Origin of the sequence: Pseudomonas sp. R11-23-07 (assembly GCF_003852295.1) — a bacterium.
Taxonomy (GTDB): domain Bacteria; phylum Pseudomonadota; class Gammaproteobacteria; order Pseudomonadales; family Pseudomonadaceae; genus Aquipseudomonas.
The window spans coordinates 4,928,154-4,953,077 of record NZ_CP027761.1 but is presented as its reverse complement, the minus strand read 5'-3'; the positions used below and the strand labels follow the sequence as shown (position 1 = coordinate 4,953,077).

General features: G+C 61.4%; 24 protein-coding genes. 15 read left to right on the top strand and 9 right to left on the bottom strand.

Annotated elements, in window-relative coordinates:
• Window positions 1-60 precede the first annotated feature (60 nt).
• The 3 genes from eutC to eat are packed head-to-tail and all read right to left on the bottom strand — an operon-like array spanning window position 61 to window position 3,772.
• On the bottom strand, window positions 61-894 hold the full coding sequence (eutC, locus tag C4J84_RS22655) for an ethanolamine ammonia-lyase subunit EutC (protein ID WP_124436143.1): 834 nt from the start codon (window positions 892-894) through the stop codon (window positions 61-63).
• Window positions 891-2,285: an ethanolamine ammonia-lyase subunit EutB gene (locus C4J84_RS22650; protein ID WP_124436142.1), complete on the bottom strand. Its 1,395-nt coding sequence runs from the start codon at window positions 2,283-2,285 to the stop codon at window positions 891-893. The genes eutC and C4J84_RS22650 overlap by 4 nt, the downstream gene beginning before the upstream one ends.
• A gap of 53 nt (window positions 2,286-2,338) precedes the next feature.
• On the bottom strand, window positions 2,339-3,772 hold the full coding sequence (eat, locus tag C4J84_RS22645; protein WP_124420920.1) for an ethanolamine permease: 1,434 nt from the start codon (window positions 3,770-3,772) through the stop codon (window positions 2,339-2,341).
• Window positions 3,773-4,147: 375 nt separating this feature from the next.
• Here eat and C4J84_RS22640 point away from each other — a divergent pair, with 375 nt between their 5' ends.
• Window positions 4,148-5,080: a transposase gene (locus C4J84_RS22640; RefSeq protein WP_124369104.1), complete on the top strand. Its 933-nt coding sequence runs from the start codon at window positions 4,148-4,150 to the stop codon at window positions 5,078-5,080.
• A 146-nt stretch (window positions 5,081-5,226) separates the two neighbouring features.
• Here C4J84_RS22640 and C4J84_RS22635 read toward each other — a convergent pair whose 3' ends face one another.
• On the bottom strand, window positions 5,227-6,747 hold the full coding sequence (locus C4J84_RS22635; protein WP_124436141.1) for an aldehyde dehydrogenase family protein: 1,521 nt from the start codon (window positions 6,745-6,747) through the stop codon (window positions 5,227-5,229).
• Window positions 6,748-7,018: 271 nt separating this feature from the next.
• On the opposite strand from C4J84_RS22635, the gene C4J84_RS22630 reads away from it, so the two are divergent.
• The 4 genes from C4J84_RS22630 to C4J84_RS22615 all read left to right on the top strand — a co-directional run bounded on the left by C4J84_RS22630 (window position 7,019) and on the right by C4J84_RS22615 (window position 11,319).
• The gene (locus C4J84_RS22630; protein ID WP_124436140.1) at window positions 7,019-8,926 is read left to right on the top strand and encodes a sigma-54-dependent Fis family transcriptional regulator; all 1,908 of its coding nucleotides are present in this window, start codon (window positions 7,019-7,021) and stop codon (window positions 8,924-8,926) included.
• A gap of 140 nt (window positions 8,927-9,066) precedes the next feature.
• Window positions 9,067-10,416, top strand: coding sequence for a UDP-N-acetylmuramate:L-alanyl-gamma-D-glutamyl-meso-diaminopimelate ligase (mpl, locus tag C4J84_RS22625; protein WP_124436139.1), 1,350 nt, complete (start codon window positions 9,067-9,069; stop codon window positions 10,414-10,416).
• Window positions 10,413-11,042: a flavin prenyltransferase UbiX gene (ubiX, locus tag C4J84_RS22620; RefSeq protein WP_124436138.1), complete on the top strand. Its 630-nt coding sequence runs from the start codon at window positions 10,413-10,415 to the stop codon at window positions 11,040-11,042. Before mpl ends, ubiX begins: the two co-directional genes overlap by 4 nt.
• Window positions 11,035-11,319, top strand: a complete 285-nt coding sequence (locus C4J84_RS22615; protein ID WP_124368490.1) for a YceK/YidQ family lipoprotein — start codon at window positions 11,035-11,037, stop codon at window positions 11,317-11,319. Before ubiX ends, C4J84_RS22615 begins: the two co-directional genes overlap by 8 nt.
• 140 nt (window positions 11,320-11,459) lie before the next feature.
• Here the strand turns inward: C4J84_RS22615 and C4J84_RS22610 are convergent, their stop codons facing one another.
• The 3 genes from C4J84_RS22610 to C4J84_RS22600 all read right to left on the bottom strand — a co-directional run bounded on the left by C4J84_RS22610 (window position 11,460) and on the right by C4J84_RS22600 (window position 14,410).
• Window positions 11,460-12,101, bottom strand: a complete 642-nt coding sequence (locus C4J84_RS22610; RefSeq protein ID WP_124364566.1) for an oxidoreductase — start codon at window positions 12,099-12,101, stop codon at window positions 11,460-11,462.
• Between the two features lie 29 nt (window positions 12,102-12,130).
• Window positions 12,131-13,849, bottom strand: a complete 1,719-nt coding sequence (locus tag C4J84_RS22605) for a C13 family peptidase (protein ID WP_124364565.1) — start codon at window positions 13,847-13,849, stop codon at window positions 12,131-12,133.
• Window positions 13,850-13,954: 105 nt separating this feature from the next.
• A complete protein-coding gene (locus C4J84_RS22600) occupies window positions 13,955-14,410 on the bottom strand; it encodes a MaoC family dehydratase (RefSeq protein WP_124405386.1) in 456 nt (151 codons plus the stop codon).
• A 181-nt stretch (window positions 14,411-14,591) separates the two neighbouring features.
• On the opposite strand from C4J84_RS22600, the gene C4J84_RS22595 reads away from it, so the two are divergent.
• The 4 genes from C4J84_RS22595 to C4J84_RS22580 all read left to right on the top strand — a co-directional run bounded on the left by C4J84_RS22595 (window position 14,592) and on the right by C4J84_RS22580 (window position 16,587).
• On the top strand, window positions 14,592-14,945 hold the full coding sequence (locus C4J84_RS22595) for a CidA/LrgA family protein (RefSeq protein WP_124368487.1): 354 nt from the start codon (window positions 14,592-14,594) through the stop codon (window positions 14,943-14,945).
• Window positions 14,942-15,658, top strand: a complete 717-nt coding sequence (locus tag C4J84_RS22590) for an LrgB family protein (protein ID WP_124436137.1) — start codon at window positions 14,942-14,944, stop codon at window positions 15,656-15,658. The genes C4J84_RS22595 and C4J84_RS22590 overlap by 4 nt, the downstream gene beginning before the upstream one ends.
• Before the next feature lie 21 nt (window positions 15,659-15,679).
• On the top strand, window positions 15,680-16,270 hold the full coding sequence (locus C4J84_RS22585) for an LON peptidase substrate-binding domain-containing protein (protein ID WP_124436136.1): 591 nt from the start codon (window positions 15,680-15,682) through the stop codon (window positions 16,268-16,270).
• A gap of 101 nt (window positions 16,271-16,371) precedes the next feature.
• A complete protein-coding gene (locus C4J84_RS22580) occupies window positions 16,372-16,587 on the top strand; it encodes a hypothetical protein (RefSeq protein WP_124368484.1) in 216 nt (71 codons plus the stop codon).
• Here C4J84_RS22580 and C4J84_RS22575 read toward each other — a convergent pair.
• Together C4J84_RS22575 and C4J84_RS22570 are read right to left on the bottom strand one after the other, a co-directional pair.
• Window positions 16,581-17,897 (bottom strand): bifunctional DedA family/phosphatase PAP2 family protein, encoded by a 1,317-nt coding sequence (locus C4J84_RS22575; RefSeq protein WP_124436135.1) that lies wholly within the window; start codon window positions 17,895-17,897, stop codon window positions 16,581-16,583. The two genes, C4J84_RS22580 and C4J84_RS22575, sit on opposite strands and share 7 nt — an antisense overlap.
• Window positions 17,898-18,051: 154 nt before the next feature.
• On the bottom strand, window positions 18,052-18,735 hold the full coding sequence (locus C4J84_RS22570; protein ID WP_124436134.1) for a DNA-3-methyladenine glycosylase: 684 nt from the start codon (window positions 18,733-18,735) through the stop codon (window positions 18,052-18,054).
• 175 nt (window positions 18,736-18,910) lie between these two features.
• Between C4J84_RS22570 and C4J84_RS22565 the strand changes: the two genes are divergently transcribed.
• The 6 genes from C4J84_RS22565 to rodA all read left to right on the top strand — a co-directional run bounded on the left by C4J84_RS22565 (window position 18,911) and on the right by rodA (window position 24,910).
• Window positions 18,911-20,176, top strand: coding sequence for a glutamate-5-semialdehyde dehydrogenase (locus tag C4J84_RS22565; RefSeq protein WP_124436133.1), 1,266 nt, complete (start codon window positions 18,911-18,913; stop codon window positions 20,174-20,176).
• Window positions 20,176-20,820, top strand: a complete 645-nt coding sequence (gene nadD / locus C4J84_RS22560) for a nicotinate-nucleotide adenylyltransferase (RefSeq protein WP_124368480.1) — start codon at window positions 20,176-20,178, stop codon at window positions 20,818-20,820. The genes C4J84_RS22565 and nadD overlap by 1 nt, the downstream gene beginning before the upstream one ends.
• A gap of 69 nt (window positions 20,821-20,889) precedes the next feature.
• Window positions 20,890-21,384: a ribosome silencing factor gene (rsfS, locus tag C4J84_RS22555; RefSeq protein WP_003176298.1), complete on the top strand. Its 495-nt coding sequence runs from the start codon at window positions 20,890-20,892 to the stop codon at window positions 21,382-21,384.
• 9 nt (window positions 21,385-21,393) lie between these two features.
• Window positions 21,394-21,861, top strand: a complete 468-nt coding sequence (gene rlmH / locus C4J84_RS22550) for a 23S rRNA (pseudouridine(1915)-N(3))-methyltransferase RlmH (RefSeq protein WP_003176297.1) — start codon at window positions 21,394-21,396, stop codon at window positions 21,859-21,861.
• 15 nt (window positions 21,862-21,876) lie between these two features.
• Window positions 21,877-23,775, top strand: a complete 1,899-nt coding sequence (gene mrdA / locus C4J84_RS22545) for a penicillin-binding protein 2 (RefSeq protein WP_124364556.1) — start codon at window positions 21,877-21,879, stop codon at window positions 23,773-23,775.
• A gap of 31 nt (window positions 23,776-23,806) precedes the next feature.
• Window positions 23,807-24,910: a rod shape-determining protein RodA gene (rodA, locus tag C4J84_RS22540; protein WP_065952056.1), complete on the top strand. Its 1,104-nt coding sequence runs from the start codon at window positions 23,807-23,809 to the stop codon at window positions 24,908-24,910.
• Window positions 24,911-24,924: the final 14 nt, after the last annotated feature.

Genomic DNA, 24,924 nt, shown 5'->3' with positions numbered 1-24,924 from the left:
ACGCGCGCGGCCGTGGCTCGATGCTGCCTAATGCCGCGAAAAAGCGCAATCGTGCCGCGATCAATCCGCAGGTGGGCTAAGCAGGAAGTTGCCTTTCATCAGGTCCGGGTCATCTGATTCGATCGTCTGCATTTGCGCTTCATCCTTGAGATGGACCCCGGACAGTTGCCGGCGACAGGCCTCGCGCATCAGGTACAGCAGGCGGTGGGCCGCCATGCCGTAACTCAGACCTTCCAGGCGCACATTGGAGATGCAGTTGCGATAGGCGTCGGTGAGGCCGACCTTGGGGTTGTAGGTGAAATACAGGCCCAGGCTGTCCGGCGAACTCAGCCCCGGCCGTTCGCCGATCAGGATCACCGCCATTTTGGCGCCGAGTAGCTGCCCGATCTCATCGGCCACGGCGACGCGGCCCTGTTCCACCAGGATCACCGGTGACAGGGACCAACCTTCGGCGTGGGTCTGTTCTTCCAGGCGTGCAAGAAAAGGCGCGGTGTGTTTATGCACGGCCAGCGCCGATAGGCCATCGGCCACCACGATCGCCAGATCCACGGCATCGGGATGCGCCGACGCGTAATCGCGCAAGGTCTGCGCCGATTCATCGCTGAGGCGGCGTCCCAGATCCGGCCGTTGCAGGTACATATGCCGGTCGGTGGCGGCGCTGTGCAGCAACAGGCTGTCGCGGCCGCGTTCGGCGAATTGGCGGCTCAGCGCTTCATGGTCGAAGGGCAGGTGCACCGCATCCCGCGCCTGGGCGTGGGCCAACTGGAAATCCAGCTGTGCATTGGTGGGAATGCTGGTGCCGGTACGGCCCAGGGCAATGCGCGCCGGGGTCAGGCGGCGCAATTGCAGCCAGGGGTTGTCAGGCAGGTCGAGTTGCACAGGCGGCTCCTTCATCCCAGTTGCGCCAACGCGTTGCGGAACGCCGGTGGCAGGCTGTTGCCGAAGCGTACCTTGCCGTCGGCTTGCGTAAAGATGCCCATTTTCGCCAGCCATTGCTCGAACTCCGGCGCCGGTTTCAACCCCAGTGTCTGGCGCGCGTACAGCGCATCGTGGAACGAGGTGGTCTGGTAATTGAGCATGATGTCGTCGGAGCCGGGGATGCCCATGATGAAATTGATCCCGGCCACGCCGAGCAGGGTCAGCAGGGTGTCCATGTCGTCCTGGTCGGCTTCGGCGTGGTTGGTGTAGCAGATGTCGCAACCCATCGGCACGCCGAGCAGCTTGCCGCAGAAGTGGTCTTCGAGCCCGGCGCGGATGATCTGTTTGCCGTTGTACAGGTATTCGGGGCCGATAAAGCCGACCACGGTGTTCACCAGAAACGGTTTGAAGTGCCGGGCCACGGCATAGGCGCGGGTTTCACAGGTTTGCTGGTCGACGCCGAAGTGCGCGTTGGCCGACAAGGCGCTGCCCTGGCCGGTTTCGAAATACATCAGGTTCTGCCCCAGGGTGCCGCGGTTGAGGCTCAAGCCCGCGTCATAGCCTTCCTGCAGCAGGCTCAAGCTGATGCCGAAGCTGGCGTTGGCCGCTTCGGTGCCGGCGATCGACTGGAACACCAGGTCCAGCGGCACGCCACGGTTGATCGCTTCGATGGAGGTGGTGACGTGGGTCAGCACGCATGCCTGGGTGGGGATGTCGTAGCGCTGGATGATTGCGTCGAGCATCTCCAGCATGGCGCAGATCGAGGCGATGCTGTCGGTGGCCGGGTTGATGCCGATCATCGCGTCGCCGTTGCCGTAGAGCAGGCCGTCGAGAATGCTGGCGGCGATACCGGCCGGTTCGTCGGTGGGATGGTTGGGTTGCAGGCGTGTGGACAGGCGCCCGCGCAGGCCCATGGTGCCGCGAAATTGGGTGACCACGCGGATCTTCTGTGCCACCAGTACCAGGTCCTGTACGCGCATGATCTTGGACACGGCGGCGGCCATTTCCGGTGTCAGCCCCGGCGCCAGTGCGCGTAGGGATTGTTCATCGGCGGCGTCGCTGAGCAGCCAGTCGCGCAGGCCGCCTACGGTCAGGTGGCTGACCGTGGCGAAGGCCAGTTTGTCGTGGGTGTCGACGATCAGCCGGGTGACTTCGTCGGTTTCATAGGGAATCAACACTTCTTCCAGGAAGTGCTTGAGCGGGGTGTTCGCCAGCGCCATTTGGGCCGCAACCCGTTCGCCATCATTGTGCGCCGCCACGCCCGCCAGGAAGTCGCCGGAACGCGCCGGGCTGGCCTTGGCCATCAGGTCCTTGAGGCTGTCGAAGCGGTAGGTCTGTGCACCCACCGCGTGGGAAAAGCTTGCCATACAGTGTCTCCTTGACGACGCGGGCAAGGCGCCCGCGTCGAGGTTTACGGCAGTTAGTGCAAGGCGGCCTCTGCGGCCTGGATCGCCGCGAATTCTTCTTCCGGCGTGCCCGCTACCAAGTGATGCCGGCTGTAGAAAGCAAAGTAAGCAATTAATACTCCATAGATGATCGCGGCGCCAATGACCACGCGCGGATCCACCAGAAAGCCCGCCACCACGGCCACGCAGGCCAGTACCAGCGCCACGCCCGAGGTGAAGATGCCGCCCGGCGTGCGGTAGGGGCGATCCATTTTGGGGCGACGGATGCGCAGGGTGATGTGGGCGGCCATCATCAGCACATAGGAGATGGTGGCGCCGAACACGGCCACCAGAATCAGCAGATCACCCTGGCCGGTCAACGACAGGCCAAAACCGATGATGCCGGGGATCACCAGCGCCAACACCGGTGCCTTGCTCTTGTTGGTCTCGGACAGTTTGCGCGGCAGGTAGCCGGCGCGGGACAGGGCAAAGATCTGTCGCGAATAGGCGTAGATGATCGAGAAAAAGCTCGCGATCAAGCCGGCCAGGCCTACCAGGTTGACGAAGCTGCCCATCCAGGTCGAGCCGCCGTAGGACAATGCCAACGCTTCCACCAGTGGGTTGCCGGATTTGATCAAGGCGTAAGTGCCCGCACCGCCCGGCGCGATCACCAGAATCAACAGGGCAAAACTGGTCAGCACCACAATCGCGCCGATCAGCCCGCGTGGCAGGTCGCGTTTGGGGTTCTTGGTTTCTTCAGCGGCCAGGGGCACGCCTTCTACCGCGAGGAAAAACCAGATCGCATAGGGGATCGCCGCCCACACGCCGACGTAACCGAACGGCAGGAAAGGGCTGGCACCCTTGGCTTCGGTCACCGGGATATCCAGCAGGTTGGCGACATTGAAGTGCGGCACCATCGCTACCAGAAACACGCCCAGGGCGATGGCTGCGATGGCGGTGATCACGAACATCAACTTCAGCGCTTCACCCACCCCAAAGATGTGGATGCCGATAAAGATTATGTAGAACGCTAAATAGATCATCCAGCCGCCAATGCCGAACAGCGACTCGCAATATGCGCCGATAAACACCGCGATGGCGGCGGGCGCGATGGCGTATTCGATCAGGATCGCCGTGCCCGTGAGAAACCCGCCCCAAGGGCCAAACGCGCTGCGGGCAAAGCCGTAGCCGCCGCCTGCGGTGGGAATCATGGAAGACAGTTCGGCCAGTGAAAAACACATGCACAGGTACATGGTGGCCATCAGCAGTGTGGCGAGAAACATGCCGCCCCAACCGCCTTGGGCCAGGCCGAAGTTCCAGCCGGCGTAATCGCCGGAGATGACGTAGGCGACACCGAGGCCAACTAATAACACCCAGCCGGCGGCGCCTTTTTTGAGTTCGCGTTGTTGGAAGTAATCGGTGCCGACTTTTTCGAAGTCGACAGACGATCCAGTGGGTTCGCTAGGCATGGGGAAGTACCTTTCGTTGTTATTGTTTTTAACTCGGCCTCTTTGAGCCGAATGCAGTTCGCAAGTACTTGTGAAGTTCTAAGTGTGGGAGGGGGCTTGCTCCCGATGGCGGTGTGTCAGCTACTGAGTTGTTGGCTGATCCACCGCTATCGGGAGCAAGCCCCCTTGTGTCTTGAGTCAGGATTAGACTGAGGGTGAGAGCGGTGAGTAGCAAGCTGAATGCCCCGAGTGCTTAAAGCACGTGTGGGAGCCCACGCTGCTACTCACCTCTCCGCTCTGGACATGAGCCCGAACAGTTGAACGAGCCCACCTCGAACAGTTACAAGCGTGGGCCAAGCCAGAGCGCTCTCACTCTAAGTGTAAGAGGATTTGGCCATGTTTTCCTGTTCCGCAGGCATTGATGTTTCCAAAGACAGTCTTGAGGTTCGGATTCATTCACTTGAAGCTGGGGTAAGCTGTTCCAACACTGAAAGAGAGTTACCGGCGTTGATCGGTTGGCTAATGCTTTACCAGGTTAATCGCGTGTTGGTGGAAGCCACGGGCGGCTACGAGCGCAAAGTCGTCAAAGCGGCCCAGGCTGCCGGCCTTGAGGTTATGTGCGTTAACCCCCGTCGCGCCAAAGAGTTTTCCAGAGCGATGGGTCAAAAAGCCAAAACCGACCCGATAGACGCAAAGTCTCTGGCGCACTATGCAGCCATTCTAGACTCGCCAAGTGCCCGAATCACAAGCCCGGAACACGACAAGCTGCGCGCGTTGGTCCAGCAGCGGGAACATTTTGTTCAGCAAAGAGATGACGACAGACGACGCCTGAAAACTGCTTCCTGCGATGCGGTAAAGCCTGCATTGCAGAGCCATATCGACTATTTGAACACGGCAGTGGAGGCGATAGATCAACTAATTCGTCAAAGTGCGAACGAGCTAGATAGCGAAAAGGTGGCTCGACTGTGTTCAGTCAAAGGCATCGGGTTGGTTACTGCCACCAGTCTTATGGCTTACCTGCCCGAGCTGGGAGAAATTGGCGGACGCCCTATCGCAGCATTAGCGGGACTCGCTCCGTACAACAACGACAGCGGAAGGCATAAAGGTGCACGTCATATCAGTGGCGGAAGGTTTTCAGCTCGTCGCTCACTTTACATGGCCTGTTGGGTGGTCATCCGGGACCAGCCAGAATTCGGGACTCGATATAAGGCGCTACGTGATAAAGGGAAATGCGCCAAAGTCGCGTTGATCGCCTGTATGCGCGTTTTGTTGGTACGCCTGAACGCGATGCTGCGCGACCGTACTGAATGGATAGAGCGCACCGCTTAGCGCGGTAGCAGCTACTTCGTTCAACATCGCACGGCCTAAGGCTGTGGGAGCTTTGCTGCCTATGAGAAATGACTTCTGAATTGAATCCATTAAGACAGTTGCTCCCACCTTTGATTGCATTGCAAGGGTGGGAGGGGTGTTGTGGGTTAGAAGAAGCCCAACGGATTAATGTCGTAGCTCACCAGCAAGTTCTTGGTCTGCTGGTAATGGTCCAACATCATCTTGTGCGTCTCACGGCCCACACCGGACTTCTTGTAACCGCCAAACGCGGCGTGCGCCGGGTACAGGTGGTAGCAGTTGGTCCACACGCGGCCGGCCTTGATCGCCCGGCCCATGCGGTAGGCGCGGTTGATGTCACGGGTCCACAGGCCGGCGCCCAGGCCGAACTCGGTGTCGTTGGCAATGGCCAGGGCTTCGGCTTCGTCCTTGAAGGTGGTGATGCTTACCACTGGGCCGAAGATTTCTTCCTGGAACACGCGCATTTCGTTGGTGCCCTTGAGCAGGGTCGGCTGGATGTAATAGCCGGTGGCCAGGTCGCCGCTGAGCTTCTCCACCTTGCCGCCGGTGAGCAGTTGCGCCCCTTCGGCCTTGGCGATTTCCAGGTAGGACAGAATCTTGTCGAACTGCTGCTCCGACGCTTGGGCGCCGACCATGGTGTCGGTGTCCAGCGGATCGCCGCGCTTGATCGACTCGACCTTTTTCATCACCACTTTCATGAAGTCTTCATAGATCGACTCTTCCACCAGCGCGCGCGATGGGCAGGTGCACACTTCGCCCTGGTTGAAGAACGCCAGCACCAGGCCTTCGGCGGCCTTTTCGATGAATTGCGGTTCGGCTTTCATGATGTCGGCGAAGAAGATGTTCGGCGACTTGCCACCCAGTTCGACGGTGGACGGAATGATGTTCTCGGCCGCCGCATGCATGATGTGCGAGCCCACCGGAGTGGAGCCGGTGAAGGCGATCTTGGCGATGCGCTTGCTGGTGGCCAGGGCTTCGCCGGCTTCTTTACCGAAACCGTGCACCACGTTGAGTACGCCGGGCGGCAGCAGGTCGCCGATCAGCTCCATCAGCACGTTGATGCCCAGCGGCGTTTGCTCGGCGGGCTTGAGCACCACGCAGTTACCGGCGGCCAGGGCCGGGGCGAGCTTCCAGGCAGCCATCAGCAGGGGGAAGTTCCACGGGATGATCTGGCCGACCACGCCCAGCGGCTCATGGAAATGATAGGCGGCGGTGAGTTCGTTGATTTCGGCGCTGCTGCCTTCCTGGGCGCGGATGCAGCCGGCGAAGTAGCGGAAGTGGTCGGCGGCCAGCGGGATGTCGGCGTTGAGGGTTTCGCGCACGGCCTTGCCATTGTCCCAGGTTTCGGTGACGGCCAGCAGTTCGAGGTTCTGTTCGATACGGTCGGCGATTTTCAGCAAGACCAGCGAGCGGTCCTGGGCCGAGGTCTTGCCCCAGGCGTCAGCGGCGGCGTGGGCGGCGTCCAGGGCGTTGTCGATGTCTTTGGCAGTGGAGCGCGGGAATTCGGCGATGGGCTTGCCGTTGACCGGCGACGTGTTGGTGAAGTAATTGCCATCGACCGGGGCAACGAATTCTCCACCGATGTAGTTGCCGTACTTGGCCTTGAACGAAACGATAGCGCCTTCAGTACCGGGGTGTGCATAACGCATGGTGGGTATCTCCTGCTTTTATGTTTATTGGAGTACAGCGCGGCAAGCGCGTAATAAAGCGTAGAGCAAAGGTTGGGCCACTGCGTTGCAGGCCAGGTAAATCAAGGGGTTAATATTTTTACCGGGCGTTGCTGTCACCCCGTCGGTACAGGTGGGGTGACAGTGTGTGTCATAAACGATACGGCCCGTGACCGGCGGGTCGGGTCGGGATTGCAATGGCTGGGTGCCTGGAGGATGCTGGGCGTTCTCACGCAGGGAGAATAATAAGAACATGCACAACGATCAGTTCAGTCGCCACGCCCGGCAAGTCTTGACCGTCACACGCGGGCATGAATGCTCCCAAGGCCCCGGCAGCGATCCATCCATTGCCCGCTCCTGGCTGCGCTGCCTGGAGGACTACCACCTCGATCCCGCGCAAACCATCGCCCCTACCGTGCTCGAACAGGGGCGCCTGCTGGAAAGTCGCGAACGCCTGCAGCAGGTGCTCCACATCGCCGGCAACGAGATGAACAGCCTGCATCAACAGCTCTCCGGCGCTGGTCACGCGGTGCTGCTCACCGACGCGCGCGGCGTGATCCTCAACTGCGTCACCGCGCCGTCCGAGCGCAAGATTTTCGAGCGCGCCGGGTTATGGCTGGGCGCCGATTGGAGTGAGGCCCGCGAGGGCACCAATGGTATCGGGACGTGCCTGGTTGAGCGCCAGTCCGTGACGATTCATCGCGACGAACACTTTCGCGGCCGTCACACCGGGCTGACCTGCTCGGCGAGCCCGGTGTTCGATCCTCACGGTGAACTGCTGGCGGTGCTGGACGTGTCGTCGGCTCGGGAAGCGGTGTCGCGCCAGAGCCAATTCCACACCATGGCGCTGGTCAATCTCTCGGCGAAGATGATCGAGAGTTGCTATTTCCTGCGCCACTTCGAGCACCATTGGCTACTGCGCTTTCACCTGCAGGCAGAGTCCGTGGGCCTGTTCAGTGAAGGGCTGCTGGCGTTCGACGGTGAGGGGCGCATTTGCGCGGCCAACCAGAGCGCGCTCAACCTGCTCGCATGCACGCGTAGCGGTTTGCTGGGGCAGCCGGTGGAGGCATTTTTCGATTGTTCGCTGGACCAACTGCTGAGCCGCGCCAGCGCCAGTGCGACCGCCAGTTGGCCATTGCGTACCCGTGAGGGGCGCAGCCTGTTTGCGGCATTGAGAGGCCAGCCGCGCCGTGTGCCCACGCCGGTTACCCGACCAGCATCGCCACGGCTATCAGGAATTTGCCTGGGCGACCCGGCCCTGCAAGGCGAAATGCGCAAGGCGCTGCGGGTGTTCGAGCGCGATGTGCCACTGCTGATCAACGGTGAAACCGGGTGCGGGAAAGAAGCGTTCGCCAAGGCCGTGCACCAGGCCAGCCAGCGTTCCGATAAGGCCTTTGTCGCGCTCAACTGTGCGGCCATCCCGGAAAACCTGATCGAAAGCGAGCTGTTTGGCTATCGCGGTGGCAGTTTCACCGGAGCGCTGAAGGAAGGCATGCGCGGCAAGCTGCAACAAGCCGATGGCGGTACGCTGTTTCTGGATGAAATCGGCGATATGCCGGTGGCGCTGCAGACCCGTTTGTTGAGAGTGCTGGAGGACCGCCTGGTGGTACCTATCGGCGGTGAGCCCCAGGCGGTGAACGTGCGAATTATCAGCGCCACGCACCGAAATCTGCTTGAGCGTGTGCAGGACGGCAGCTTTCGCGAGGATTTGTATTACCGCTTGAACGGCCTGGAAGTCGCCCTTCCGGCGTTGCGTGAGCGCAGTGACAAGTCGCAACTGCTGGACTTCCTGCTGGCGCAGGAGGCGGGTAAGCAGGCTGTTGGCCTGACGCCTGCGGCGCGTGAAGTGCTGTTGGCGTACGCGTGGCCGGGCAATATCCGACAGCTGCGTACGGTGTTGCGCACGCTGGTCGCGCTGTGCGACACAAGCTTGGTCGGGCTTGAGGATTTACCTGCAAACATCCGCCAGGCTCGCGCGCAATCGAGTGAACAGAGCCCTGCACGTTCGCCCCTGGACGACGCCGAGCGGTCGGCTTTGCTGGCAACGCTGGAGCAGCAACGCTGGCACATGAGCCATACGGCGCAGCAGTTAGGGGTGAGCCGTAATACGCTTTACCGAAAGTTGCGAAAGTATGAAATTTCACGCAGTTTGGTCGTTTAGCTGTGAAAAATGCGGTTCACCTCAAGCCCATGGGTGGCTCCACTGGGCTGCCTACTGCCAGCGCACTTGGCAGAGTGACCTAAAGAGTGCCATTTCCTACTCCCTGCGCTAACCTGCCTCGATGATTTACGAGGTCAACTATGCACATTCATATTCTGGGTATCTGCGGCACGTTCATGGGCTCGATGGCGGTACTTGCCAAAGAGCTGGGCCATCACGTTACCGGCTCCGATGCCAATGTTTATCCGCCCATGAGCACTCAGCTACAAGCTCAGGGCATTGAGCTGACTCAAGGCTACGACCCGGCGCAGTTCGACCCGGTCCCCGATCTGGTGGTGATCGGCAACGCCATGTCCCGGGGTAACCCTGCGGTCGAGTATGTCCTTAATAAAGGCTTGCCGTATGTCTCCGGCCCCCAGTGGCTGGCCGACCATGTGCTGCAAGGGCGCTGGGTACTCGCGGTTGCCGGTACCCACGGCAAAACCACCACCAGCAGTATGTTGGCCTGGGTGTTGGAGCATGCGGGCATGAGCCCGGGTTTTCTGATCGGCGGTGTGCCACAGAACTTCTCGGTGTCGGCGCGCCTGGGGGAGACGCCGTTCTTCGTGATCGAGGCCGACGAGTACGACAGTGCGTTCTTCGACAAGCGCTCCAAGTTCGTCCACTACCGTCCGCGCACGGCGATCCTGAACAACCTTGAATTCGATCATGCCGACATCTTCCCGGATCTGCCGGCCATCGAGCGGCAGTTCCACCACCTGGTGCGTACCATTCCAAGTGAAGGGCTGGTGATTCACCCGACCACCGAACCGGCGTTGCAGCGCGTGATCGAGATGGGCTGCTGGACTCCGGTGCAAACCACCGGCGCGGGCGGGCAGTGGCAGGTCAAATTGCTCAGTGACGACGGTTCCAGGTTTGAAGTGCTGTTCGAAGGCCAACCCCAAGGCACGGTCGAGTGGGACATGACCGGCCAGCATAACGTCGCCAACGCCTTGGTCACCCTGGCGGCTGCGCGGCATGTGGGGGTGGTGCCTTCCATGGGTATCGCGGCATTGAGTGCATTCAAGAGCGTGAAGCGGCGCATGGAAAAGGTCGCCGATGTGAATGGGATTACCATCTACGATGACTTTGCCCACCACCCCACGGCGATTGCCACGACGTTGGACGGCCTGCGCAAACGCGTCGGTGATGCGCAGATCATTGCCGTCGTCGAGCCGCGCTCCAACTCCATGAAGCTGGGGGCACACCGTGATGGCCTGCCGGAAAGCGTCAATGACGCAGACCAGGCGGTCTGGTATGCACCGGCCAACCTGGGCTGGGACCTGCCGGCGATCGCCGCGCGGTGCAGTGTGCCTTCGACCGTCTGTGACTCGTTGGAGGGCATCATCGAGCACGTCAAGCACCTGGCCAAGCCGGGCACCCACGTGGTGATCATGAGCAACGGCGGCTTCGGCGGCCTGCACGGCAAACTGGCCGAGGCGCTCAAGTGAGCGGCCCGGAACGCGTCACCCTGGCGATGACCGGCGCCTCCGGTGCGCCTTATGGCCTGCGTTTGCTTGATTGCCTGGTGCGTGAAGACCGTGAGGTGCATTTCCTGATCTCCAAGGCGGCGCAGTTGGTGATGGCGACTGAAACCGATGTCGCATTACCGGCCAAGGTGCAGATGATGCAGGCCTTTCTCACCGAATACACCGGCGCGGCGGCGGGGCAGATCAAGGTCTATGGCAAAGAGGACTGGATGTCGCCGGTCGCTTCCGGCTCCGGTGCGCCGGCGGCGATGGTGGTGGTGCCCTGTTCCACCGGCACGCTGTCGGCGATTGCCACGGGCGCCTGTAATAATTTGATCGAGCGCGCGGCGGACGTGACCTTGAAGGAACGCCGGCAGTTGATCCTGGTGCCGCGTGAAGCGCCCTATTCGAGCATCCATCTGGAGCACATGCTCAAGTTGTCGAACATGGGCGTGGCCATATTGCCCGCATCGCCAGGCTTCTATCATCAGCCGCAGACCATCGATGATCTGGTGGACTTTGTGGTGGCGCGTATTCTCAACTTGCTTAATATTCCGCAAGACATGCTGCCACGCTGGGGCGAGCATCACTTGAGCGGCGATGAATAAGGCGCTGCTGGTCGTGCTGGCGCTGCTATTGGCCGGCTGCGCCACCGCTCGCACGCTGGATGCCGCGCAACCTGGTGCGCCGGTGGTGTATGCCGGCACGCGGTTGGACCTGTATGCGATCAATGGAGGCTGTTGTGCCAAGGACAGATTCGGCGCTGAGGCGCCGAGTTACCCGCATATCGACCTGCCGGCCAGTGCGCTGCTCGACACCCTGTTGTTGCCACTGTCGGCGTTGACGGTGTTGGGTGTGGGCTTCAACGCCACGGGCGGCCTATAACGCAAACCTCAACAACACCAAAAAACCATGTGGGAGGGGGCTTGCCCCCGATTGCGGTAGCCCAGTCAACTCATCAGTGACTGATATACCGTAATCGGGGGCAAGCCCCCTCCCACATTGGGTTCAGTGTTTGCCTTTAGTTATTTGCCGAGCTTGCGCAGCTCATCCGACTCCACCACGCGCACCCCGTCCTGCTCTTCCAGCGCCAGGCGCCACATGGCGCGGGCCAGTTCGCAGACTTCAATGCCGTGGTACTTGCCCGGAATCAGGCGTGACAGCGGCCCTGCCAGTTGTTCGGCCAGGCGCGGCTCGAGTCTTTCGCCCAACAGCAACGATGGCCGCACGATCGTTAGTTGCGGCCAATCCTGTGCTCTCAACGCCTGCTCCATTTCCCCTTTGACCCGGTTGTAGAACACCGAGGATTTCGGGTCGGCGCCAATCGCACTGATCACGATCAGGTGCCGCGCGCCCATTTCCCGTGCGCGCTTGGCGAAGGTCACCACCAGATCCAGGTCGACCGCACGGAACGCCGCTTCCGAACCTGCTTTCTTGATCGTAGTGCCCAGGCAGCAGAAAGCGATATCCACTTGGCCGCTCAGGTGTGGCAGGACCACTGCCGGATCGCCCACCGGGTTTTCCAGGCGCGGGTGTTCAGCCAATGGTTTGCGGCTGGGTGCCAGTACGCGGGTCACGGTAGGTTCGTTGAGCAGGCGGTCCAGCAAGTGTTCGCCGGTGAGGCCAGAGGCGCCGGCCAGCAGGATATGCTGCGGTGTCAGGTACATGATGTTTCCCCCTTGTTACACGTTACAGCTTAGTTGCCTTTGGCTTCCTTGCTATTCATTGAGACGCTTTCGAGCGCCTTTCGTGCCTGCTGTTTGCGTAATAATTGCCAATGGGCGATCACGCCCTTGGGGGCCCAGATCTGCGGTTCGGAGGCTTCGAAATTGTCCGCCTGTTCGCGTTCGGCCACGTGCAGTTGTGCCAGTTTGAACGCCTGTTGCAAATCGTCCGTTTGGCTGAAAGCTTGTGCGAAAAGGGCATCACCAAAGTAGGTGAAGTCTGCTTCTTCTGAACAACCGAACGACACGCGATCCGCGCGCGAGGCGGTCATGATCAGCGTGCGTTCATCCTTCAATGCCGGGATGAATCCGCCGGAGTAACAGGCGGAAATCACGATGATCTTGTCACGGTTTTTCAGCGGCGCGAGCACGGCGGCCAGCTCGTCGGCCGGCAGGTCGGCCAGCTCCATGCGCGGCTGGTCCAGCACCAGTTCGTGTTCATGAGTGCCGTGGCTGGTCATATAGATGAACACCAGGTCTTCCGGCCCGCTGCGTTCGGCCAGGGTTTGTACGGCACGGCGCAGATTTTCGCGGGTGGCCATGGGGCGGTCGGCGATATGGTCGCGGTGGTTGACCAGGCGAATCTGCCCATGTGCACCGAAGCGGGTGGCGAGCATATTGCTGACGTAATCGGCTTCGCGCAGGAATACGCTTTGCTTGCCGTCACCGGCCAATGCCAGGGTATACAGCTCGACGGCAGGCGTAGACGCAGGCACGGCGGCGAGGGCGTCAGCCAGTAAGCGGCCCTGGGCCAGTACGCCGATTTCCAGTGGGTCGGGCAGCAGCTTGCCCTCGGCATCGCGCACGCGCATGCCGTTGACCCAGGTGCCGGCCTGAACCGTGCCATCGGTGAGCACCAGCGTGCCGCGGCCCTGATAGCTGTCGCTGTCGAAGCCGCCGATATAGAAGCTGCCATCGGTAAGGTTCAGGCGACCTTCGCCGCTGAAGCGCCAATCGATGAACTGGCCGACGTAGTGGCTGCCATCAACGCCGATCAGTTCGCCCTTGCCGCTGAGCGCGCCTTCCTTGAACTGGCCGATCCACACGTCGCCGTCGGCGTTTTCATAGCGGCCCTTGCCGTTGAGCTGGTTCTGTTTGAACTGGCCGACGTAGATATCGCCATCCGCGCTGTTGAACGTGCCGTTGCCTTCCAGCTGACCATCGACGAAGTGGCCGCTGAACTGATTGCCGCTGTCGTCGTTGCGCTGGCCTTCGCCATTGGGCTTGCCGTGGGCGAATTGGCCCTGGTATTGGCTGCCGTCGGCCAGCTCCAGGCGTCCGAGGCCGGAGTACTGGTCGTCCTTGAATTCGCCGCGATAGGTCATCTGCCCCTCTTTGAGGGTGCCTTCGCCGTTGCGTCGACCGTTCTTGAAGCCACCGACGTAGCTGCTGCCCGCCGTGGTCAGGCGGCCCTGGCCGTCAAACAGGCCCTGCTTGAATTGGCCCTGATAGACTTCGCCGTTACTGCCATGCCATTCGCCCTGGCCATGCCACTGGCCCTTATCGAACTCGCCGGCGTACCAACTGCCGTTGGGGTAGTCGACACGGCCCTGGCCTTGCAGCAAGCCGTTGACCACATCACCACGGTAGCGGCCGCCATCGGGCAGGCGCGCGTCGGGCGGCAACAGCGATTCGCCGTCTCCGCACGCGGTGAGCAACAGGGCAAGGGCAAGGGGAGCGAGTGGGCGCATAGCGGGATCCGGATAATTGAGCGCCGAGTATGCCGCAGCCGAGAGGTTCATACATAAATTTACATACACTGTGGCAAGGTTTGTTGCCTCACCACAGGCAGCGTCCTACACGAAGCAGAGTGACAGCGACTCGGCGATGTAGGCAGGTTTCTCCTGGCCTTCGATTTCCAGGGTGGCGGTGGCCTTGAACAGCCATTGGCCGGGTTTTTTCTCGTGGACATCGGTGAGCGTGACGTTCAGGCGCACCTTGGAGTCGACCTTTACCGGCTGGATAAAGCGCACGCTGTCGAGGCCGTAATTGACCGCCATCTTCAGGCCTTCGGGCATGATCAGGATGTCTTCCATCAGCTTGGGCATCAGCGACAGCGACAGGAACCCATGGGCGATGGTGCTGCCGAACGGGGTTTGCGCCGCCTTGACCGGGTCGACGTGGATGAATTGATGATCGCCGGTGGCCTCCGCGAACAGGTTGATGCGCGCCTGGTCGATGGTGAGCCACTCGGAACGTCCGAGTTCCTTGCCGACATAGTCTTTGAGCTGCGCTACGGGTACCTGGGGCATTGCATCTCTCCTGGTTTCATCGTTTTTATCCCCCGCTGATGAGGGTTTTTTTATGGGATACAGAGAACCAATGTAGATCATCATGGGCAATCGGCCCGGTCAACGACATGCTTTTGGCGAATGCCGGAGCATAGGGCGGGCGTGCTTATAATGCGCGCGGGCTTTAAGGGGGAGAAAGCGGATGCTGTTACGTGGCCTGACCTGGCTGGTGTTGTTTCAACTGATCGGCACAGCGATCAATCATCTGCTGTTGCCGGTATTGCCGGGACCGATCATCGGCCTGCTGCTGATGCTTGGCTTTCTGATCTGGCGCGGCGAAGTCAGCGAGCCGCTGAGCCTGGCGGCCGGCAGCCTGCTGCGGTATCTGCCGTTGCTGCTGGTGCCGCCGGCCGTGGGCGTGATGGTGTATGCCAAGGACATCGTTGCAGACTTCTGGGCCATTGTCGGCGCGCTGGTGCTGTCGCTGGTCATCGCCATGGGCGTCGTCGGCGTGCTGATGCAACAGATGGTCAAGCGCAAGGAGAAGGGCCAATGATGTTCGATTGGCAGGGCGCCTGGACGGCCGTCATTCATCACCCGCTGTTCGGGATCGGCATCACCCTGGGCGCTTATCAACTGGTACTGGCGGCTTTCGAGAAAACCCGCTGGATCTTCCTGCAGCCGGTGCTGGTCTCCATGTTGCTGGTGATTGGTGTGTTGCTCACTTGCGGCCTGAGCTACGTCGAATACCGCGAAAGCACCGAGATCATGGGCATTCTGCTGGGGCCGGCGACGGTAGCCCTGGCGGTGCCGCTGTATCTGAACCTGCGCCGGATTCGCCAATTGTTCTGGCCGATTTTTACTACGCTGGTGATAGGTGGGGTGTTGGCCACCGGTCTGTGCGTGTTGTTGGGCTGGTGGTTCGGCGCGGAACACAGGGTGCTGATGACCATGGCGCCCAAGTCGGTGACGTCGCCGATTGCCATGCTGGTGGCCGAGCAGATCGGTGGCGTGGCGGCATTGGCTGCGGTGTTCGTGTTGATCACCGGGGTGGTCGGCGCGATGATCGGCCCGGCGCTCCTGTCGCGCCTGGGCGTACACAGCCCCGAAGCACGCGGCATGGCCCTGGGCATGACGGCCCATGCCGTCGGCACCTCGGTGGCCCTGCAGGAAAGTGAAGAATGCGGCGCCTTCGCGGCGCTGGCGATGAGTCTGATGGGCGTGGCCACGGCGGTGTTCCTGCCGCTGGCCGTGTCGGTGATCGTTTGAACCGGGTTTAAGGAAACCTTTATGAGTCTGGCGCTGTTTCCGCTCAACACTGTGCTGTTCCCTGGCTGCACCCTCGATTTGCAACTGTTCGAGGCGCGCTATCTGGACATGATCAGCCGCTGCATGAAAAAGGGCGAAAGCTTCGGCGTGGTGTGCATCCTTGACGGCAAGGAAGTCGGCCTGGCCCCGGACGGCTATGCGCTGATTGGCTGTGAGGCGCTGATTCGCGACTTCAAGCAACAGGACAACGGCCTGCTGGGCATTCGTGTCGAAGGCGGGCGGCGTTTCCGCGTATGTGACGCCCAGGTGCAAAAGGACCAGTTGCTGGTGGCCGAGGTGCAGTGGCTCGAAGAGCTGCCGGAGCAGCCGCTGGAAGAAGAGGATGCCGACCTGCTGGCGCTGCTGCAGGCATTGGCGGAGCACCCGATGGTCGCTTCGCTGGATATGGACGCCCGTGCCGAGGGCCAGCAGGCCCTGGCTAATCAGCTGGCGTATCTGCTGCCGTTCACCGAGGCCGACAAGCTCGACCTGCTGCAACTCGACGATCCGCAGCAGCGGCTGGATGCGATCCAGATGCTGCTGGATGAGTTGCAAGGTGAATTATTCACCTGAAATTCGGATTTCCCTGACGTGGTTTTCAGACTTTGTTTCGTTGCTTCCAGCAGCGTGGCTTGCACTATTTTCCGATCACACCCTAATGATCGGAGATGACCATGATTCGGCTGACACCCTCGGAACAAGAAGCCTGGGACGCGTACCTTGTCAGCGTGACCACGCAATTACTCCAGCAGGATGCCACGCGGGGCCCGGAATACATCGCCGAACGCGCCGCTGAAATCGCTGATGAAATGCTGCTGGAGCGACGCGAGCGTTGCGTTGAGCGCCGCTCGGCATCGGTGGAGTGGATCGGCCCGGCCAAGGATCAGTAAGCGTACCTGAGCAAAGCATGGGACGTGCCGGTAAAAGCAATAAACCCGAGCACGGCCACCACGGCGGGCAACACCAGCCACCAGGCTTTTTGCGTCATCGCGGGCAAGGGGCTGCGGTACTGACTGAAGCTGAGGCTGAACGCGCAGACGGTCATCGCCAGCAGCGTGCCGGCCAGGATGTCCGTGGGCCAGTGAGCACCCAGGTACACCCGCGACAAGGCAATGAACGCGGCGGGTATGCAGCCCAGTAGCAGCCAGGTCAGGCGTAACCGCGTGGGTTGGCCGCGGCCTGCCAGTACCGCCAGGGCCAGAAAGAACGCAAACGCGCCGGAGGCATGGCCGCTGGGCATGCTGAAGCTGGTGAGCGGGTCGGTGAGGATTTCCGGGCGGCCACGGGCGAAGAAGAGCTTGGTGCCGGTGTTGATCACGGCGGCTCCCGCCAGTGTGACGCCAACGAATAGGGCATGACGCCACTGTCGCGCCAGTAACAGCAGGCCGGTGAACACCGCGCTGGCCACGAACATTTTCTTGAACTCGCCCAACTGGGTAATGCGCACCATTACTTCGTCAAGCCACGGGCTGCGATGTTCCTGCACAAGGGCGCTCAGGCCCTGGTCGAAATGGTTGAGGTGCGGGTAGCCGATGAACAGCGCGACCAGCAAGGTCAGGCTGGCGCAACCAATCCACAGGGTCGCGCGACGATGGCCGCGCAGGCTGCTGTTCAAGCTCAGCCCCAGCAGCACCGTCAGGCAGGCCGCGACAATGGCCGCTTCCGGCCAGAAACCTTCGGGCAATGGCAGGCGGAACGCAGCGCCAGCGGCCCATCCCGGCAGCAGATAAGCCACCGACCACCCCGCTGCCGCGATAACGCTCACGGCCGCGAAGCGCGGGAACGGCATGTCGCACATGCCGGCCACCATCGGCAGCATGGGGCGCAGCGGGCCGATGAAGCGCCCGACCAACAGGCTGGCGATGCCATACTTATGGAAGTAGGTTTCAGCGCCATTCATCCATTCGGGGTGCTGACGCAGGCCGGGCAGGCGTCGTATGTTCTGGTGGAAATGCCGGCCCAGGTAGTAGGAAACCCCATCGCCCAATAAACCGCCGAGGAATCCCAGCAGCAGGGTTTCGCTCAACGACAGCGCGCCGCTGCCGGCCAGTGCGGCAATCGCGAACAGCAGCACCGTACCCGGCACGATCAGTCCGGCGATGGCCAGGCATTCCACGCACGCAACGATAAACACCGCCGCCGCCAGCCATTGTGGGTTCAGGGTCAGCCAGCCGGTAATGCTATCGAGCCAATGGCCCATACACTCCACTCCGTCAAGTGTGGGAGGGGGCTTGCCCCCGATGGCAATGTGTCAGGGAAACATTCATCCACTGTCACACCGCCATCGGGGGCAAGCCCCCTCCCACATTAAAATTTCTGTGCGACAGGAATCGATTCCAGCCGGTTCAGTCTGTTCAAATCAAAAAATAATCGCGGCCTTCGACCTGTCCCCGGCGCAGCGGGTTCCGTGTGCAATAAGGCGCATAGCCAGCATCGACGAAACGGTACATCAAATGCTCATCGCGCCCACTGGGGATGCCCAGTCGTGTGGTCTGGATGATCTGCGTGGGCACCTGGCCTACGTCTTCCACATACAACAGTTCCTGATCGAAGCGCTTGGCATCCCACATCGGCACCTTCAGGCCCAGCGCCTTGCACAGCAGCGTCTGGCCTGCACAGAGTTTCTGCGCGGCGCGCGGGCTGCCGTCGGGGTTCGGGTTGTTCAACAGCATTTGCGCCAGGCTCGCAGGGCCGGAAATTTCATCGACCCAGGGATACGCCGATTTGATCAGTACGGCATTGCCCGGGCCATGGGCGCTGAAATTCAACGAATCACCGCCACGGGCGTAGTACATGTAGATATGCCCGCCATCCAGAAACAAAGCCTTACGCTTTTCTGTGTAGCCGAGTGAGGCGTGGCTGCCTTTTTCGGCCACGTAATAGGCTTCGGTTTCAATAATTCGGGCTGAAAGCCAAATTCCGCCGACACGATGACGGATGACTTTTCCGAGCAGTTCTTGCGCGAGCAACTGTGCATCGCGGTCGAAGAAGCTGTCGGGGAGGGCGCTGGCAGGGAGTTCGGGCGTCGTTGTGGGCATAACGTTCAAGGTGATTACGGCTAAATGTGACGGAATCATAACAACTCCCACCTTAATTACCGCTGAACCCCAGGTTTTTACAGTTCATTTCGACCATCCGCCCCTCACCGCTGTCAGTCGGGCGGCGTCACAGCTATAATCTGCCGCTTTCCTCTTTGCCAAGACTACCTGACCCATGACTGAGTCCGTTCTTGACTACATGACCCGCCTGGGTCGCGCTGCCCGTCAGGCCTCGCGGTTGATCGCCCGTGCGAGCACTGCGCAGAAGAATCGCGCGTTGTTGGCCGCCGCCGACGCTCTGGATGCTTCGCGCCCAGCGCTCACCGCCGCCAACGAACAGGACCTGGCCAACGGCCGCGCCAATGGCCTGGAACCGGCCCTGCTGGATCGCCTGGCGCTGACCCCGGCACGTATCGACGACATGATCGAAGGCTTGCGTCAGGTAGCCAAGCTGCCTGACCCCATCGGTGAAATCCGCGATATGCGTTACCTGCCGTCCGGCATCCAGGTCGGCAAGATGCGCGTGCCCCTGGGCGTGATCGGCATCATCTATGAGTCGCGCCCGAACGTGACCATCGACGCCGCGAGCCTGTGCCTCAAGTCGGGCAATGCCACCATCCTGCGCGGCGGTTCCGAGGCCATCAACTCCAACCGTGCCATCGCTGCCTGCATTCAGCAGGGCCTGGCCGTGGCCGAGTTGCCCGCCGAGGTGGTGCAAGTGGTGGAAACCACTGACCGCGCGGCGGTTGGCGCATTGATCACCATGCCGGAGTTCGTCGACGTGATCGTGCCGCGCGGTGGCAAGAGCCTGATCGAGCGCGTCAGCCGCGACGCCAAGGTGCCGGTAATCAAGCACCTGGACGGCGTGTGCCACGTTTACATCGACATCGCCGCCGACCTCGACAAGGCCATCCGCATCGCCGACAACGCCAAGACCCACCGCTACGCGCCGTGCAACACCATGGAAACCCTGTTGGTGCACGCCGGCATCGCCGAGCGCGTGCTGCCGCCGCTGGCCGCCATTTATCGCGACAAGGGCGTGGAACTGCGCGGTTGCGAGCGTACCCGCGCGTTGCTGGGCGCGGATGTGATCGAGGCGACCGAGCAGGACTGGCACACCGAGTACACGGCGCCGATCCTGTCGATCCGCATGGTCGACGACCTGGACCAGGCCATCGAGCACATCAATAAATACGGTTCCAAGCATACCGACGCCATCGTCTCCGAGCATTTCAGCGATGCCCGGCGTTTCCTCAATGAAGTGGACTCCGCTTCGGTGATGGTCAACGCCTCGACGCGCTTTGCCGATGGCTTCGAGTACGGCCTGGGGGCGGAAATCGGCATCTCCACCGACAAGCTCCATGCCCGTGGCCCGGTTGGCCTGGAAGGCCTGACCAGCGAAAAGTACGTGGTGTTCGGCGACGGTCACGTGCGCACTTGATGGCTAAACGCATCGGGCTGCTCGGCGGTACTTTCGACCCCGTGCACATCGGCCATTTACGCAGTGCCCTGGAAGTCGCGGATGCCCTGGCGCTGGATGAATTGCGCCTGATGCCCAATTTCCGGCCACCCCATCGCGATACGCCGCAGGTGTCAGCGCAACAGCGCCTGGAAATGGTGCGCGTTGCCGTGGAGGGTATATCGCCGTTGGTGGTGGACGATCGCGAGCTCAAACGCGATAAACCGTCCTACACTGTCGACACCCTGGAACTGATGCGCGCCGAGTTGGCCGCCGATGACCAGTTGTTTCTGCTTTTGGGCTGGGACGCATTTTGCGGCCTGCCCTCTTGGCACCGCTGGGAGGAACTCCTCCAGCATTGCCACATCCTGGTTCTGCAACGCCCGGATGCCGACAGCGAACCGCCGGATGCCTTGCGCAACCTGCTGGCTGCGCGGTCGGTAAGTGACCCCTTGGCCCTGACCGGGCCGAACGGGAATATTGCATTCGTCTGGCAGACCCCGCTTGCGGTGTCCGCCACCCAGATCCGTCAACTGCTGGCCAGCGGTAAGTCGGTACGTTTCCTGGTGCCTGACGCGGTCCTGGCCTACATCGATGCGCACGGACTTTACCGTGCGTCGAACTGAAAAGGCGCGCTTGTCGCTACGCACCGTCGTGCAGCGAGCGCCCGAACATACGAGCAAAACGAGTTTTATATGACGAACAAAGACGTAAGCAAAGTTAAGCGCAAAGGTACCTTCAAGAGCGCGCCGCTGCCGGTAGAAGCCCACGTTGGCCCGGAACTGGCTGGCGAAGAGCTGGTAAAAGTTGCCGTGGCTGCCCTGGAAGACGTGAAAGCCCAGGACATCCAGGTCCTCGACGTGCGCGACAAGCAGAGCATCACCGACTTCATGATCATCGCCACCGGTACCTCCAACCGCCAGATCGGCGCGATGCTGGACAAGGTCCGCGAAGCGGTCAAAGCCCAGGGCGTGAAGCCACTGGGTGAAGAAGGCAAGGGCGACAGCGACTGGGTGCTGCTGGACATGGACGACGTGATCGTTCACATGATGACCTCCAACGCCCGCCAGTTCTATGACCTGGAGCGTCTGTGGAAAGGCGCCGAGCAGAGCCGTGCCGCCGATGGCAAGCACCACAGCCCGGAAGTGGGCCACGCGCACTTCGACAAGCTCAACAAAGACCAGGAATAAGGAACGGCTGTGCGCCTGCGTCTGATCGCTGTCGGTTCACGCATGCCCAAGTGGGTGGAAGAGGGCTGGCACGAGTACGCCAAGCGTCTGCCTGCCGAGTTGTCGCTGGAGCTGGTGGAAATACCGCTCAATACCCGAGGCAAGAATGCCGACGTGGCGCGCTTTATCCGTCAGGAAGGCGAAGCCATGTTGGCCAAGGTCGGGCCCAACGAGCGCATCGTTACGCTCGAAGTGCACGGCAAGCCCTGGAGCACCGAGCAGTTGGCGGTGGAGCTGGACCGCTGGCGCCTGGATTCGCGCACCGTCAACTTCATGGTCGGCGGCCCCGAAGGGCTGGCGCCGGAAGTCTGTGCGCGGGCCGATCAGCGCTGGTCGCTGTCGGCACTCACGCTGCCGCACCCGTTGGTAAGGATTCTGATCGGTGAACAGCTGTATCGCGCCTGGACAGTTCTGTCCGGGCATCCTTATCACAAATAATCTGCGCCATTCCCGATGACCCAGCCGATCCGCATCAAGGACCACGAGAAAGACGCACGTCTGGTACGTGCGCGCGTGGTATTTGGCGCGATCATGGTGGTGGCGCTGATCGGGGTGCTGATCGCGCGCCTGTATTACCTGCAGGTCATCCAGTACGAATATCACTCCACCTTGTCGGAAAACAATCGGGTGCATGTGCAGCCGATCCCGCCGACCCGTGGGCTGATTTTCGACCGCAATGGCGTGGTGGTGGCGGATAACCGGCCCAGCTTCAGCCTGAGCATGACCCGCGAGCGTTCCGGCGACTGGCAACAGGTGCTCGATGTGATCGTCGAGGTGCTGCAGCTGACGCCGGAAGACCGAGTCATCTTCGAGAAGCGCATGAAGCAGGGGCGCCGGCCTTTCGAGCCGGTGCCGATTCTGTTCGAGCTGAACGAAGAGCAGATTGCACGAATCGCGGTGAACCAGTTCCGCTTGCCGGGCGTGGAGGTGGTGGCGCAGTTGGTGCGGCATTACCCCCAGGGGCCGCACTTTGCGCACTCGGTCGGCTATATGGGGCGCATCAACGAGAAAGAGCTGAAAACCCTCGATCCGGTCAATTACAGCGGCACCCATCACATTGGCAAAACCGGCATCGAGCGTTTCTACGAGCCCGAGCTGCACGGCCAGGTGGGTTACGAAGAGGTCGAGACCAACGCTCGCGGCCGCGTATTGCGCGTGCTCAAGCGCACTGATCCGTTGCCGGGCAAAGACATTGTGCTGAGCCTGGACATCAAGCTGCAGGAAGCCGCCGAAATGGCGCTGGGCGGTCGTCGCGGTGCGGTGGTGGCGCTGGACCCGAAGACCGGCGAAGTGCTGGCCATGGTCAGCCAGCCGAGTTTCGACCCCAACCTGTTCGTGACCGGCATCAGCTTCAGGGCCTATGCCGAGCTGCGCGATTCCATCGACCGGCCGCTGTTCAACCGCGTGTTGCGCGGCTTGTACCCGCCGGGTTCGACCATCAAGCCGGCGGTGGCGATTGCCGGCCTGGATTCGGGTGTGGTCACGGCATCGAGCCGGGTCTATGACCCCGGCTACTACATGCTGCCCAACTACGATCACAAATACCGTAACTGGAACCGCACCGGTGACGGCTATGTCGACCTGGATACCGCGATCATGCGCTCCAACGACACCTATTTTTATGACCTGGCCCACAAGTTGGGTATCGATCGCTTGTCGACCTACATGGGCAAGTTCGGCCTCGGTCAGAAAGTCTCCCTGGACATGTTCGAAGAGTCCCCAGGCCTGATGCCGTCGCGGGAGTGGAAACGGGCGACGCGCCGCCAGGCGTGGTTCCCCGGCGAAACCCTGATCCTCGGCATTGGCCAGGGTTATATGCAGGCCACCCCGCTGCAACTGGCCCAGGCGACGGCGCTGGTGGCGAACAAGGGCATCTGGAACCGTCCGCACCTGGCCAGGACCATCGAGGGCGAGAAACCGCTGGATGAGAACCCGATCCCCGACATCGTGCTGCGCGACCCTTCCGACTGGAACAAGGTCAATCACGGTATGCAGCAGGTCATGCACGGCGCCCGTGGCACCGCACGCAAGGCGGCAATCGGTGCGCAGTACCGCATCGCCGGCAAGAGCGGTACCGCCCAGGTGGTCGCGATCAAGCAGGGTGAAAAGTACGACCGCTCCAAGGTTCAGGAACGCCACCGCGACCACGCCTTGTTTGTCGGTTTTGCCCCCGCCGATGACCCGAAAATCGTGGTGGCGGTGATGGTGGAGAACGGTGAGTCCGGCTCCGGCGTCGCGGCCCCGGTGGTGCGGCAAGTGATGGACGCCTGGCTGCTGACCGCCGACGGTAAGCTCAAGCCCGAATATGGCGGCCCCCCTTCAAGCCCCGAGGTTACGGCCCGTGAAGAGTAATTTTGACCGCATCCTCTCCAGTGAGGATGTGATGCGTCGCCGTGCGACGTTGCTGCAACGCATGCACATCGATGGCCCGCTGCTGGTGCTGCTGCTGATCTTGGCGGCGGGCAGCCTGTTCGTGCTGTATTCGGCCAGCGGCAAGAACTGGGACCTGCTGATCAAGCAAGCGTCTTCGTTCGGCCTGGGCCTGTTGTCGATGGTGGTGATCGCCCAGCTCGAGCCGCGCTTCATGGCGCGCTGGGTACCGCTCGGTTATGTCGCCGGGGTTTTGCTGCTGGTGGTAGTGGACGTGATGGGCCACAACGCCATGGGCGCGACCCGCTGGATCAACATCCCTGGGGTGATTCGCTTCCAGCCGTCGGAATTCATGAAGATCCTCATGCCGGCCACCATCGCCTGGTACCTGTCCAAGCGCACGTTGCCGCCACAGCTCAAGCATGTGGGGATCAGCCTGGTGCTGATCGGCGTGCCGTTCATTCTGATCGTGCGCCAGCCGGACCTCGGCACCTCGTTGCTGATCCTGGCGGGCGGCGCGTTCGTGCTGTTCATGGGTGGCTTGCGCTGGCGCTGGATTCTCAGCGTGCTGGCCGCCGCCGTGCCCGTGGCCGTGGCCATGTGGTTCTTCTTTATGCACGACTACCAGAAGCAACGGATCCTGACGTTCCTCGACCCGGAGAGCGACCCGCTGGGTACCGGCTGGAACATCATCCAGTCCAAGGCAGCGATCGGTTCCGGCGGCGTGTTCGGCAAGGGTTGGTTGCTGGGTACCCAGTCGCACCTGGACTTTTTGCCTGAAAGCCACACCGACTTCATTATTGCGGTGATGGGCGAAGAGTTCGGCCTGGTCGGCATTTGCGCGCTGCTGCTGATCTATTTGCTGTTGATCGGTCGCGGGCTGGTGATTACCGCGCAGGCGCAGACGCTGTTCGGCAAGTTGCTGGCCGGCAGCCTGACCATGACTTTTTTTGTTTATGTTTTCGTCAACATCGGTATGGTCAGTGGCCTGCTGCCGGTGGTAGGTGTGCCGTTGCCATTCATTAGCTACGGCGGAACTTCGCTGGTGACATTGCTGTCAGCGTTTGGGGTTTTGATGTCGATTCATACGCATCGCAAATGGATCGCACAGGTTTGAATAAGGTGAAGATG